11 protein-coding genes are annotated in these 12,316 nt (G+C 49.0%); 10 read left to right on the top strand and 1 reads right to left on the bottom strand.

Annotation, left to right across the window (positions count from 1 at the left end; translation table 11 throughout):
* The first annotated feature begins 66 nt into the window (after positions 1–66).
* Genes B9A14_RS17500 through ilvD form a run of 3 tightly spaced genes read left to right on the top strand, consistent with a single transcriptional unit; the run spans position 67 to position 3,922 of the window.
* Positions 67–351 carry a hypothetical protein gene (locus tag B9A14_RS17500; protein ID WP_084666387.1) on the top strand — a complete coding sequence of 95 codons (285 nt, stop codon included), beginning with the start codon at positions 67–69 and terminating at the stop codon, positions 349–351.
* Entirely contained in the window at positions 332–2,236 is a 1,905-nt protein-coding gene (thrS, locus tag B9A14_RS13470) for a threonine--tRNA ligase (protein WP_084666385.1), read from the top strand. The genes B9A14_RS17500 and thrS overlap by 20 nt, the downstream gene beginning before the upstream one ends.
* 24 nt (positions 2,237–2,260) lie before the next feature.
* Complete coding sequence (gene ilvD / locus B9A14_RS13465) at positions 2,261–3,922, top strand: dihydroxy-acid dehydratase (protein WP_084666383.1); 1,662 nt, start codon at positions 2,261–2,263, stop codon at positions 3,920–3,922.
* Here ilvD and B9A14_RS13460 read toward each other — a convergent pair.
* Positions 3,919–4,794, bottom strand: a complete 876-nt coding sequence (locus B9A14_RS13460; protein ID WP_084666381.1) for a MurR/RpiR family transcriptional regulator — start codon at positions 4,792–4,794, stop codon at positions 3,919–3,921. The genes ilvD and B9A14_RS13460 overlap by 4 nt on opposite strands.
* 307 nt (positions 4,795–5,101) lie before the next feature.
* Here B9A14_RS13460 and B9A14_RS13455 point away from each other — a divergent pair, with 307 nt between their 5' ends.
* The 7 genes from B9A14_RS13455 (at position 5,102) to B9A14_RS13425 (ending at position 12,311) form a co-directional block, all read left to right on the top strand.
* Entirely contained in the window at positions 5,102–5,593 is a 492-nt protein-coding gene (locus B9A14_RS13455; protein ID WP_084666379.1) for a TRAP transporter small permease, read from the top strand.
* A 3-nt stretch (positions 5,594–5,596) separates the two neighbouring features.
* Positions 5,597–6,871, top strand: a complete 1,275-nt coding sequence (locus tag B9A14_RS13450; RefSeq protein ID WP_084666377.1) for a TRAP transporter large permease — start codon at positions 5,597–5,599, stop codon at positions 6,869–6,871.
* A gap of 126 nt (positions 6,872–6,997) precedes the next feature.
* Positions 6,998–8,038, top strand: coding sequence for a TRAP transporter substrate-binding protein (locus B9A14_RS13445; RefSeq protein ID WP_197686520.1), 1,041 nt, complete (start codon positions 6,998–7,000; stop codon positions 8,036–8,038).
* A 140-nt stretch (positions 8,039–8,178) separates the two neighbouring features.
* Positions 8,179–9,201, top strand: coding sequence for a TRAP transporter substrate-binding protein (locus B9A14_RS13440; RefSeq protein WP_084666375.1), 1,023 nt, complete (start codon positions 8,179–8,181; stop codon positions 9,199–9,201).
* Positions 9,202–9,277: 76 nt separating this feature from the next.
* The gene (locus B9A14_RS13435) at positions 9,278–9,748 is read left to right on the top strand and encodes a TRAP transporter small permease (RefSeq protein ID WP_084666373.1); all 471 of its coding nucleotides are present in this window, start codon (positions 9,278–9,280) and stop codon (positions 9,746–9,748) included.
* A 4-nt stretch (positions 9,749–9,752) separates the two neighbouring features.
* Positions 9,753–11,030, top strand: a complete 1,278-nt coding sequence (locus B9A14_RS13430) for a TRAP transporter large permease (protein ID WP_084666371.1) — start codon at positions 9,753–9,755, stop codon at positions 11,028–11,030.
* An 18-nt stretch (positions 11,031–11,048) separates the two neighbouring features.
* The gene (locus B9A14_RS13425) at positions 11,049–12,311 is read left to right on the top strand and encodes a nickel-dependent lactate racemase family protein (RefSeq protein WP_084666369.1); all 1,263 of its coding nucleotides are present in this window, start codon (positions 11,049–11,051) and stop codon (positions 12,309–12,311) included.
* Positions 12,312–12,316 lie beyond the last annotated feature (5 nt).

The raw sequence follows: 12,316 nt of genomic DNA, 5'->3' as shown, positions 1-12,316 counted from the left end.
ATTTGGCTGATAAAGGCAAGGAAGGGGACATAAGGCCTTCTTGCCTACCCCCAGAGAGGGGGTGCCATGGGCTGGAAGCACCCCTGGGACCAAAGGGGAAGCGCCTTACCACCCTGGAGCTGCTGGGCTGAAAAGGGAGTAAGCCTGGCCGGTAGCCACCGTTATCGGGCAATAAAGGGGAGCTGGCCAGAAGGTGCCTGGACAAAGTTGTTCTGGCTCCCGAAGAAGGGTGGAACCACGGGATGGACTCCCGTCCCTTTAGGGCGGGAGTCTTTTAATTTTTGGATGGCAGGACTTTTTACGGGTTCAGTTGCTAAAGGGGAGGATGAAGATGCGCATAAGATTCCTTGATGGTACTCCGAAGGAATACCCTGCTGGAACTACTCCTTTAGAGGTAGCCCGAGATTTATCTCCACGCTTGGCCCGGGAAGCCCTGGTGGCTAAAGTGGATGAAAAGATATGGGATCTAACGCGCCCCCTTCCAGGGGACTGCCGCCTGGAGCTTCTTACCTTTGAACAAGAAGAGGGACAGCTGACTTATCGGCATAGTGCAGCCCATGTACTGGCCCAAGCCGTGAAGCGTCTTTTCCCCGGGACTAAGCTCGGTATTGGGCCAGCCATCGCCGAAGGATTCTACTATGATTTCGACAGCCCCCATAAATTTACCCCCGAGGATCTGGGAGCGATTGAGGAAGAGATGAAACGGATTATTCAGGCGGATTATCCCTTTGAGCGTAAAGAAGTAAGCCGGGAGGAAGCGGTGGAGATCTTTAGCAGACTGGATGAACCCTATAAACTAGAGCTCATCCGGGAGCTGCCGGAGGGCAGCACCATTACCGTCTACCGGCAAGGGGAATTTGTGGACTTATGTACCGGGCCTCATCTCCCTTCTACCGGCTATCTCAAAGCCATAAAGCTTACCTCCCTTGCCGGAGCCTACTGGCGGGGTAAAGAGACCAACCCCATGCTCCAGCGTATCTACGGGACGGCCTTCCCCAAGGCTTCCCTTCTAGAGGAATACTTGCAAAGGCTGGAGGAAGCCAAAAGAAGGGATCACCGCCGCTTGGGAGCGGAGCTAAGGCTCTTTAGCCTTGAAGAGGAAGGACCCGGATTTCCTTTCTTCCTTCCCAAGGGCATGATCCTACGGAATGAGCTGGAGCAGTTCTGGCGGGAGGAGCACCGCCGGGCAGGGTATCTGGAGATCCGTACCCCGATTATCCTTAACCGCTCTTTATGGGAGACGTCAGGCCACTGGGAACACTATCGGGAGAATATGTATTTCACTAAGATAGATGAACAGGATTACGCTATTAAGCCCATGAACTGCCCCGGTGCTATCTTAGTATATAAGAGCGAGCAGCACAGTTACCGTGACCTTCCTTTGCGTTTGGCGGAGCTAGGCCTAGTCCACCGTCACGAAAAATCAGGTGTCCTCCATGGCCTAATGCGGGTGCGCGCCTTCACCCAAGACGATGCCCATATTTTCTTAAGGCCTTCCCAGATTAGCGAGGAGATCCAGCGCGTAATTGAGTTGGTAGACCGCTTCTACAGCCTCTTCGGCTTCCCCTATTATGTAGAGCTTTCTACCCGGCCGGAAAACGCCATGGGCTCTGAGGAAATCTGGGAGACAGCTACCCGGGCTTTGCAGGAAGCCTTAGAAGCCAAAGGGATGCCGTATACGGTCAATGAAGGGGAGGGTGCTTTTTATGGCCCGAAGATCGATTTTCATCTAAAGGATTCTTTGGGACGTACCTGGCAGTGCGGGACCATACAGCTCGACTTTCTTATGCCTGAGAAGTTCGATCTCACCTATATCGGCGAAGACGGCCAGAAGCACCGTCCGGTTATGATCCACCGGGTGGTGTTCGGCAGTATTGAGAGATTCATTGGAATCCTCATCGAGCATTACGGCGGCGCTTTCCCGGTGTGGCTGGCTCCAGTGCAGGTTAGAATCTTACCCATTGCCGACCGGCATCACGAATACGCCTATAAGGTACGAAATAGCTTGCTTCAGGCCGGCGTCCGGGCGGAGGTCAACGACCGTAACGAAAAAATTGGGTATAAGATCCGGGCAGCGGAGGTAGAAAAGATACCTTTTATGCTGGTGGTGGGCGACAAAGAAGTGGCGGAGGGCACCGTATCCGTACGGGAGCGGGGGAAAGGAGATACCGGCAGTGTACCTTTGGCCGATTTTGTAGCCCGGGTCACGGAAGACATAAGGGAACGGAGGGGGTAAAATGGTTCTTAAGGAGGCATGTTTATGAACTGGCGCAGCAAAAGCTTTCTTGGCGCTCCCGAAGGCGCCATGGCCCGCTCTTTTTACAAATCCATGGGCTACACTGATGCCGATTTAGAGAAACCGGTGATCGCAGTAGTTAACACCTGGAACACCGTCTGCCCCGGCCAGTATAATCTCCGCAGTGTGGCGGAGGCAGTGAAAGAAGGGATCCGCGCGGCCGGCGGCATGCCGGTAGAATTCGGAACCATTGGCCCCTGCGACGGAATAGCCCAAGGCCATGAAGGAATGCACTATATCCTACCTTCCCGGGAAATAATTGCCGCAAGTATTGAACTCATGGTAGAGGCCCACCGGCTGGACGGCATGGTCTTGCTAGGCTCCTGCGACAAGGTGGTACCCGGGCTTCTGATGGCTGCTGCGCGGCTTAACCTTCCGACCATCTTGGTTAACGGCGGCCCTATGTATCCCGGCGAGTACCGGGGAAGGCACATAAGTGGTAACGAAGTCCATATTGCCCTGGGTGCCTTAAGGGCAGGAAAGATAAGTAGTGAGGAGTTTAAGGAGATAGAAAATTGCGCCTGTCCTACTCCAGGCTCTTGCACCATGATGGGTACGGCTAATACCATGTGCTGCCTGGCGGAAGCCTTAGGATTGAGCTTACCCGGGTCAGCTACCATCCCGGCCATAGCCTCGCAAAGGCTGCAAGTAGCCCAGGAGGCAGGCCGGCGGTCTGTGGATCTTGTCCTTAAAGGGATTAGAGCGCGAGATATCATAACCAAAGAATCCCTGGAAAACGCCATCCGAGTGGGCCTGGCCATCGGCGGCTCTACTAATTTTGTATTACACCTTTTAGCCCTAGCCCATGAAGCGGGCATTGATCTCTCCATAGATGATTTTGACCGCTTAAGCCAGGAAACACCTTATATAGCCTCCCTTATGACGGCCAGTGAGTATGACATGATTGACTTCCACCAGGCAGGCGGAGTACCCGCAGTCATGAACCAGCTCTTGCCGTTGCTTCACGGCGCCTGCTTGACTGTCAACGGCAAGACCGTAGCTGAAAACGTACAGGGAGTGAAGATAAAAAACAGTGAAGTAATCCGTACCCTGGATAATCCCTTTTTACCCACCGGGGGTTTGGCAGTGCTCAAAGGGAACCTGGCTCCCCTTTCGGCCATATGCAAGCCGGCGGCCATAAAGAAGGAGCGTTGGTATGTCCGGGGACGGGCCAAAGTTTTCAATAGCGAAGAGGAGCTGGTCCAGGCCATTCACGCCGGTAGAATACAGCGGGGGGACATGCTAGTTGTGCGCTATGAAGGGCCTAAAGGTGGACCCGGCATGCGGGAGATGTACACGGCCATGGAGATGCTTGCGGGCTATGAACTTGCGGAATACGTTTATGTATTGACCGATGGTCGTTTCTCTGGTTCTAACTTTGGAGGTTTCGTAGGGCATATCTCCCCTGAAGCTGCCGAAGGGGGTCCCTTGGCGCTAGTAGAGGATGGGGACCTTATCACCGTGGATATTCCCCACAGGACGCTTACCCTAGAAGTTTCTCAGGAGGAACTAGAAAGAAGGAAGCAGGCTTGGCGAAAGCCTGCTCCCAAGATAAGGAGCGGTTTCCTGGGCTTGTACGCCCAGCTCGTCAAATCGGCCCATTATGGAGCTGTTTTGGGTTTTTAATACCGTTTCGTAGCTATGACCTGCCGGATTTTATCAATGGCCTCGAGGCTTTCTTCCTTCCGCAGCAAGGATACTCCTACAATGATAGCGTCAATTAGACAAAGCTGGGCGATCCGCGCAGCCGTAGCCTCACTTCTAAACGTAGTCTCGCGAGCTGCTACTACAAGTTTAATATCGGACACCTTAGTAATAGGCGACTTCATAAAACTCGTGATACAGATGGTGGTGGCACCGGCCTCCTTAGCCACCTTGAGGGATTCTATAGTGTCTTTGGTGCTCCCCGAATGGGAGATCCCTACCGCTACATCCTTTTCGGTAAGGAAACGGGCGGACATGATCTGCAGGTGGGGATCGGTATAAGCAGCGCTTAAGAGGCCGGCCTTAAACATTTTATGGTGGGCATCTAAGGCTACAAAGCCGGAAGAGGCTACACCGTAAAAGTCGGTCTTGCGGGCGGAAGCTATGGCGCGGATAGCGCGCTCCAGTTCATTATAGTCCAGAATCTTAAGGGTATCAGAGAGGCTTTCGGCAGCGCTGTGGAAGACTTTGTGTGCCATGGTACGGATGTCATCAGTGGGCAAGACTTCTTCATGAATGCTTTTTATGGGTTCCACCAGATCCCGGGCCAGGGATATTTTTAGCTCCTGGAAGCCGTTGTATCCGAGCTTTTTACAGAGCCGGACAATGGTGGCCTCGGCCACTTCACATTTTTCAGCTAGCTCTGTGATAGACATGTGCATAATTTCGTGGGGGTTATTGAGTATCCACTCTGCCACCCTGGCTTCGGCGCTACGCAAGGAAGGATGGATGCTGCGTAGTTTAACCAGGGTACCGTCTAGATTTGGTAAGGTGTTTCTTGCGGAAAGTAACACGCCTGTTCACCACTTTTGAGGGTGAGTTTTTCATAATTAGTTTCGACATTTTTATTGTGGTTTCCTGCCATACGGAGAGGATTTTCATTAACTTTTCTTCAGGAAAACATACAACAAGAGCCTTACGTAGCTGTATATGACTATTCTCCTTGATGGATGGAGTATTTTAGGCTATTTGACACACTTACTATTGAGATCATTTTACTTTAACCATGAACCAAAAGAAAAAATTATTCACTCAATGCAGGAATTTTTTTTCTCACATCGAATTATCTTTTGAGACAAGAATTCAGTGGGAGGTAGTTGAGTGTTGATAAAAATCGTCCAGTTTGGACATAGGATACTGGAATATGTATCGGCTATCCTCTTGGGATTGATGGTGATTGTAGTTTTTACCAATGTTTTATCCCGGTATTTTTTGAATTTCTCCCTGGCCTTCACTGAGGAACTCTCCCGGTTTATATTCCTCTGGATAGTATTTATAGGTTCCTTGCTGGCTTTAATTAGAAACGAGCACCTGGGGATCGATATATTGATAATGCGCTTTCCACCACGTATCCGGGAATATTTCTTGTTATTTGACGATCTTTTGGCGGGCATAGCTGTATTGATTATCTTTATAGGCGGTATCCGTTTGACAAAGGGTAATTTTTCCTGGCCAGCGCCGGCTACGGGAATCCCCTACGGAATAGTAGAAAGTATCATTCCTATTATGTCAATAGCCATGGTATTGATATTAACTGCTAGGATAATCGGTAAAGTTAGCGCCCTGGCATGTTCGAGGGGGGTTAAGAGATAGGATATGCTCGCAGTCTTTTTGATTTCGCTATTCGGGCTCTTACTTTTGGGGTTACCTGTAGGGTTTACGTTAATTCTAACTTCCGTTATTATGATGCTTTCTTTAAATACACTGTCTTTTGAGATAATTGCCCAAAGTATGATGCGCGGTATCGATAATTTTCCTCTTTTGGCTATTCCCTTTTTTATGCTCGCAGGGGAAATAATGAACGCGGGTGGGCTTTCTGGCCGGATTGTGAGCTTTGCTAAATCCTTAGTCGGGTTTCTGGCCGGGGGCTTAGGTTATGTGGCCGTAGTAGCCAGTATGATTTTTGCTGGGATTTCGGGTTCCGCCATTGCTGATACCTCGGCTATAGGTTCCGTGCTTCTTCCGATCATGAAGGAAGAGAAATATGACATGAATAAGAGTACTGCTTTGATAGCTGCGGCTGGTACTATAGGACCGGTGATCCCGCCAAGTATTCCTATGATCCTTTATGGGGTAGTAGCTGGGGAATCTATTGTTAAGCTCTTCCTAGGTGGAGTTATCCCGGGTATTTTGATAGGCTTAGGGTTAATGTTTGTCTGGTACTTTATTTCCAAGAAAGAAGGGTACAAAGCAAGCGAACGCATCTCGTTAATTCAAGTATGGTGTTCCTTTAAAGAAGCTTTTTGGGCTTTACTCCTTCCTGTGATAATTCTGGGAGGTATTTTAGCTGGCATTTATACTCCCACTGAAGCTGCCGTAATTGCTGTGGTCTATGCCTTGCTGGTATCTGGTTTAATTTATCGATCTTTGCGCCTTAACCAACTCCTTCCTATCATGGTCTCCACTGTTCGCGGGACGGCCATGGTCCTTTTCGTGTGCGGTGCGGCTACAGCCGCGGGTTACTTAATGACCGTGGCCCAGGTACCCAAGATGTTAGCCGGCCTTCTACTTTCCATTTCGAACAATCGGTATGTCATTCTCTTTCTAGTAAATATCCTATTGCTATTAGTAGGAATGGTGATGGACCTTACTCCTGCTCTCCTTATTCTTGCTCCTATACTTTTGCCCGTGGTAACCCACGTAGGTGTGGATCCTCTTTTCTTTGGGGTAATCATGGTGGTTAACCTCTGTATAGGCCTTATAACTCCACCTGTGGGTACAGTGTTATTTACAGCCTGTGGGTTGAGCAAGCAGAAGCTTTCTGAGGTTGTACGGGAACTGATGCCGTTTATTGCTATCATGGTGGCTGTGCTGTTCCTGATAACCTATATCCCTTCCTTAGTGATGTTTATCCCACAGTTGAGCCGCTAAAGAAAATTAAGGGTACTCTTGATGGGAGGTGGTAGATGGAGAAGTTTTTGCTACGGATTAATTTGAGGCATCGAGCAAATCTCAAAAGAAATATTGCTAAAGAAATCCAAAGGGGGTAAGGTGGCTTTGCTTAAGAGGATTGCAGCCTTGTTAATGGCTACCAGTCTGGTACTGTTGCTGGCGGGTTGTTCGGGCAAAACGGCGGGCAACCAGCAAACTTCCTCTACAGGCCAACCTCAAAAGAAGATCATCAAAGTGGGCATAGGATTAAACGAGAAGAGTCCGCAATATAAAGGGCTGGAAAAATTCAAGGAAATGGTAGAAAAAGGCTCTAATGGCCGGTTTGAAGTGCAGCTTTATGCCAACAGCCAACTGGGCGATGACGTCAAAATGATGGAAGCCCTGCGCATGGGCACCCAGGAGATGACCTGCCCTTCTACAGCTCCCATAGCAGGTTTAAGCAAGAAGTTTATGGTTTTTGATTTGCCCTTCCTGTTCCCCAATGAAAAGGTGGCTGACCAGGTTCTGGATGGCCCTGTAGGCCAGAAGATTCTGGATAGCCTGACAGATAAAGGTATAATTGGGCTGGCCTACTGGGAGAACGGTTTCCGGCAACTCACCAACAACAAGCGGGAGGTCAAGACTCCGGCGGACTTGAAAGGGCTTAAAATCCGCACCATGGAGAATCCGGTACATCTTGCTACCTTCAGGGCCCTAGGTGCCAATCCCACTCCTATGCCCTTTGGTGAACTGTTTACCGCCATGCAACAAGGCACCATCGACGGCCAGGAAAATCCGCTAACTACTATCTACCTACAGAAATTCTATGAGGTACAGAAATACGTAAGCCTCACCAATCACTTCTATAGTCCCTTCGTTTTCATGATCAGCAAAAAGTTTTGGGATGGACTCTCCAAGGAGGATCAGGAGCTTATAAAGAAGGCGGCCAAAGAGGCCGGCGCCTTCCAGCGGCAGTACAACCGGGAACAGATGAAACAGATGGCGGACAACTTGCGTAAAGCGGGGATGGTTGTTACCGAGCTTACACCGGAGCAGATGGAAGAGTTTCGGAAGGCTACAGAAGGCGTATACAAGCAGTTTGAAAACGAGATAGGTAAAGACTTGATTGAAGAAGTCAAAGCTGAAATTGCGAAGTACAATAAGTAATCTTTTTTACAGAGATGTTGGGGTGCTGGCGCAGAGGACCTTAGGCAAGGATTGTACCCATGATGCATTGTACCAAGACTCTCGCCGGCACCCCGGAACGAGTGTTGCATAAATACCTATTGGGTAGGAGGTAGAAGCTGATGCTAAAAAGGTTAGGTATAATTTTTGCCCTTCTCCTCCTGGTTGGTGTGCTTATTACGGGCTGTGGGGGCAAACAGCAGATCGGTGAGGGCTCCCAAAGTGGGCAAGGAGGTAAAAAAATAACTATCAAGGTAGCTCACTACTTCCCCGAAACCCATCCTCAGAATAAGGCTCTGATGGAGGTGTTTAAGCCTGAAGTTGAAAAGAACAGCAACGGAAAGTTTGTGGTAGAAATCTATCCTAATAACCAGCTTGGGGGAGAAAAGGAGTTCATTGAAGGTGTTAGAAATGGCACAATTGAGATGGCTATGCCGGGATTGTTACTCGCTGAGAACTTACCGAAATTGCGGATAGCAGAGCTACCTTATTTGTTCCGAGACTATGATCACGCCCGAAAAGTCTACAACAGCCCCATTAAAGAGCAAATGCTGGAAGGGCTTATTAATCAAGGTATTAGGCCTCTAGCTATCACCCTCAATGGCCTTAGAGCAGTATCTAATTCAAAGCATCCCATAAATAGCATCACGGATACAAGAGATATCAAGCTGCGGGTACCCCAGAATCCCATCTTTATCGACGGCCTAAAGGCTATGGGTTTCAACGTTGTTTCTATGCCTATGTCGGAACTTTTTAGCGCTTTACAGCAGAAGGTAGTGGATGGCCAGGAGAACCCGCCAACTACGTTGCTTACTTCAGGCTGGTATGAAGTACAGCCATATCTAGCTTTAACCAACCACATTTTAGGTCCCAACATTTTCATCATTAGCGAGAAGTTTTGGCAGACTTTAACTTCAGAGGATCAGAAAGTGATTAGCGAGGCAGCCAAGAAGACGGCTGAATATGAATGGGATCTTTTAATTAAAGCGGAGAAAGAGGCCATCGAAACCTTAAAACAGAAGGGTATCCAGGTAACCACTCCAGACCTGGGGCCCTTCCGGGAAGCCGTCAAACCAGTATATGAAAAATGGATGAAAGATTACCCTGAAGTTAAACCGGTAATCGAGGCTATCCAAAAGATGTAGTTAAAACTGGCTTAAATAGGTCCGGAAGGCATGGCCTTCCGGACCCCAATCTATAAGCTTTAGGAGGGATACAGACTTGCCCAAAGGTGGGGCAGCTTTTATCCGGCTGCTGGAATATATTGTTGCCACATTGCTGGCAGGCATGGTAGTGGTTGTATTTGGCAATGTTGTCTTGCGGTACGTCTTCAATAAAACCTGGGCTTGGTCGGAAGAGATCGCCCGCTTTATGCTCGTTTATCTTGTGTTTTTAGGAGCTATTATAGCCATGTATAGACGACAGCATTTAGGGATCGATATCTTATACAAGATAATTCCACCCAAAGTACAAAAACTGTTCAGGATAATCTCCGGCCTCTTAGTTAGCCTTGTCTTAATTGCCATGGTCGATGGTGGGAGAACCATGGTGGAGCTAGGTATGACCTGGCCTGCTCCGGCTACCCGCATTCCATATGGATACATTAATGCAATTATCCCCTTAAGCGCTGCTTTTATGCTATTCATCGTAGCCGGTCACCTAGTCCAGGAATTTAGGGGTAGGAGTGAATAAAGGCGTGCTCGCTATATTTTTATTAAGCCTCTTTGGCTTTCTGCTCGTGGGAGTCCCCATAGGTTTTTCTCTGGCGTTAACGGCTATTGTATTGATGATAGTGAAAGGCACCCTGGCTCCGAGCACTATTGCCCAGTATTTCATGTATGGGGTTGATAACTTTCCCCTGATGGCTATCCCCTTTTTCATGCTGGCCGGAGAAATTATGACAGTCGGTGGTCTTTCGCAGCGCATAGTTAACTTCGCTAAGGCCTTAATTGGCCATATTAAAGGCGGGTTGGGTTACGTTTCCGTATTAGCGTGCATGATCTTCGCCGGTGTTTCCGGTACTGCTGTGGCCGATACTTCCGCCATCGGTTCCATTATGCTTCCGGTTATGGAAAAAGAAGGATACGATAAAGGGAAGAGCACGGCCCTGATTTGTGCAGCAGGGTGCATCGGTCCTATTATTCCGCCTAGCCTCCCCATGATCTTGTATGGTGTTATTGCTGGTGTATCGGTTACTAAACTCTTCTTAGGAGGCATTTTCCCGGGAGTCGTTATTGGGTTAGCGTTGATGGCTCACTGGTACTTTATTGCTCGGAAGAGCAATTATCCAACCACAGAGAGGACTTCTTTTAGGGAATTTTTAATGGCTACTAAGGACGCTTTTTGGGCCTTGATAATGCCCTTAATTATCTTGGGGGGAATCATTAGCGGGGTGTTTACCCCCACAGAGGCTGGGGTTATAGCTGTTGTTTATGCCTTCGTTGTTTCCGGCCTAGTGTACCGGGAGCTGAAGCTTAGAGATCTTCCTAAGGCTTTGACTGAAGCAGCCATCGGGACCGCCATTGTGATTTTTGTCTGCGGTGCGGCTACAGTGGCGGGATACTATATTACTGTGGCCCGTATTCCCTACCTGTTAGGCGAGATGGTGAAAACACTGGCTAGTACCCAGTTCGGTGTGTTAGTCATTATAAATATTTTGCTTCTCCTCGTGGGAATGGTTATGGACTTGACACCCGCGCTTCTTATTCTAGGCCCCATCCTAGTACCCCTGGCTAAGAGTTTTGGCATCGATCCGGTTTACTTGGGTGTAATAATGACCGTCAATTTGGCTATCGGCCTTCTCACACCACCCGTCGGCTCGGTACTTTATGTCGGGTGCCGCCTGGGGCGTCTCAATATAGTGGAGCTAAGCAAACATCTTTACCCCTTTGTTTTTACCATGGTAGTTGTTCTTTTCATCTTACTGTTTATTCCTAAAGCTGTTATGTGGATACCTAGCTTGATATCACGTTAGAGGAGTGAAGCAGGGCAGATGCAGGTTAGCTTTTCTTACGTTGATGTACCAGGTGTAGAAATTGAACCCGATAGCTTATTAGGAGTTTTTGAACCCCAAGAGCTTTCCCTTGAAGATAGCGAGGAAGAAATTATCGCCCGCGCCCTGGCCAATCCCATAGGCACGCCTAGGATCGCCGAAATGGTAAAGGGAAAGAAGAGAGTTCTTATTATCGTTGATGATAACACTAGGCTTACACCAGTCCATAAGATTCTTCCTTACGTAATTGGGGAACTTAAACAGGGCGGCGTAAACGATGAGGCCATCAATATATTGATTGGCCTCGGAACCCATCGTCTTATGACCGAAGAGGAAATCAAGAAGAAACTTGGAGAAGAAATAGTAAGTAACTACCCTGTTCAAAGTCATAACTGGAAGGATCCTTCCTCAATAGAATTCTTTGGCCAAACCGAAAGCGGTACGGAAATATGGCTTAATAAAGAGGTTCTGCGGTCTGATTTTGTGATCGGCATTGGCCACATCGTTCCCCATAGGGTGGCGGGTTTTAGCGGTGGTGGGAAAATCATCCAACCAGCAGTGTGCGGTCCTAAGACCACAGAACAAACCCACTGGCTCAGTGCCCTCTATCCAGGTAAGGACATAATGGGACAACCTGAGAATCCCGTGCGCTGCGAAATTGAGACTGTAGCTAGGCAAGCGGGCTTAAGGGTGATTTTCAATGTGGTGCAGGACCGGCGGGGCCGGATAGTGGAGGCTGTGTGCGGCGATTTGGTGGTAGCCCACCGCAAAGGGTGTGAAACTTCACGGAAGGTATTCGGCGTAAAGATTCCTGAGCCTGCGGACATAGTCATCACTGATTCGTACCCGGCTGACGTGGAAATGTGGCAGGCGGCCAAGGGTATTTACTCTGCGGATCTGGCTGTCAAGGAGGGTGGGGTAATTATCTTGGTGACACCCTGCCCAGAAGGCGTCGCCTCCCAGCACCCGGAGGTAGAAGAGTTTGGTTACCGGCCCCTGGAAGAGGTTAAGCGGCTGGTGGAGGAAGGTAAAATTTTAGATCTTACGGTAGCTGCCCACCTTGTACATGTAGGAGAAGTTATCCGTAAGAAAGCCACGTGTATCTTGGTCTCCCCTGGTATTACCCGTGAGACAGCCGAAAGGATCGGATTTAGAACAGCACCTACACCTCAGGAGGCCTTAGAGATGGCTTTTAGCCTTAAAGGTAGAAAGGCTAAAGTGCTGTGCTTTAGGCATGGCGGCGAGATTCTGCCCTATTGCTAGCTACT

Source organism: Thermanaeromonas toyohensis ToBE (assembly GCF_900176005.1).
Taxonomy (GTDB): Bacteria; Bacillota; DSM-521; order Neomoorellales; family Neomoorellaceae; genus Thermanaeromonas; species Thermanaeromonas toyohensis.
Note: the sequence above shows the minus strand (reverse complement) of the source record. Positions and strands in the feature narration are given on the sequence as shown.

What these genes read in the sequence shown, in the direction of transcription:
- B9A14_RS17500 (WP_084666387.1), top strand. Translation starts at nt 67, where the DNA reads ATGGGCTGGAAGCACCCCTGGGACCAAAGGGGAAGCGCCTTACCACCC.
- thrS (WP_084666385.1), top strand. Translation starts at nt 332, where the DNA reads ATGCGCATAAGATTCCTTGATGGTACTCCGAAGGAATACCCTGCTGGA.
- ilvD (WP_084666383.1), top strand. Translation starts at nt 2,261, where the DNA reads ATGAACTGGCGCAGCAAAAGCTTTCTTGGCGCTCCCGAAGGCGCCATG.
- B9A14_RS13450 (WP_084666377.1), top strand. Translation starts at nt 5,597, where the DNA reads ATGCTCGCAGTCTTTTTGATTTCGCTATTCGGGCTCTTACTTTTGGGG.
- B9A14_RS13440 (WP_084666375.1), top strand. Translation starts at nt 8,179, where the DNA reads ATGCTAAAAAGGTTAGGTATAATTTTTGCCCTTCTCCTCCTGGTTGGT.
- B9A14_RS13425 (WP_084666369.1), top strand. Translation starts at nt 11,049, where the DNA reads ATGCAGGTTAGCTTTTCTTACGTTGATGTACCAGGTGTAGAAATTGAA.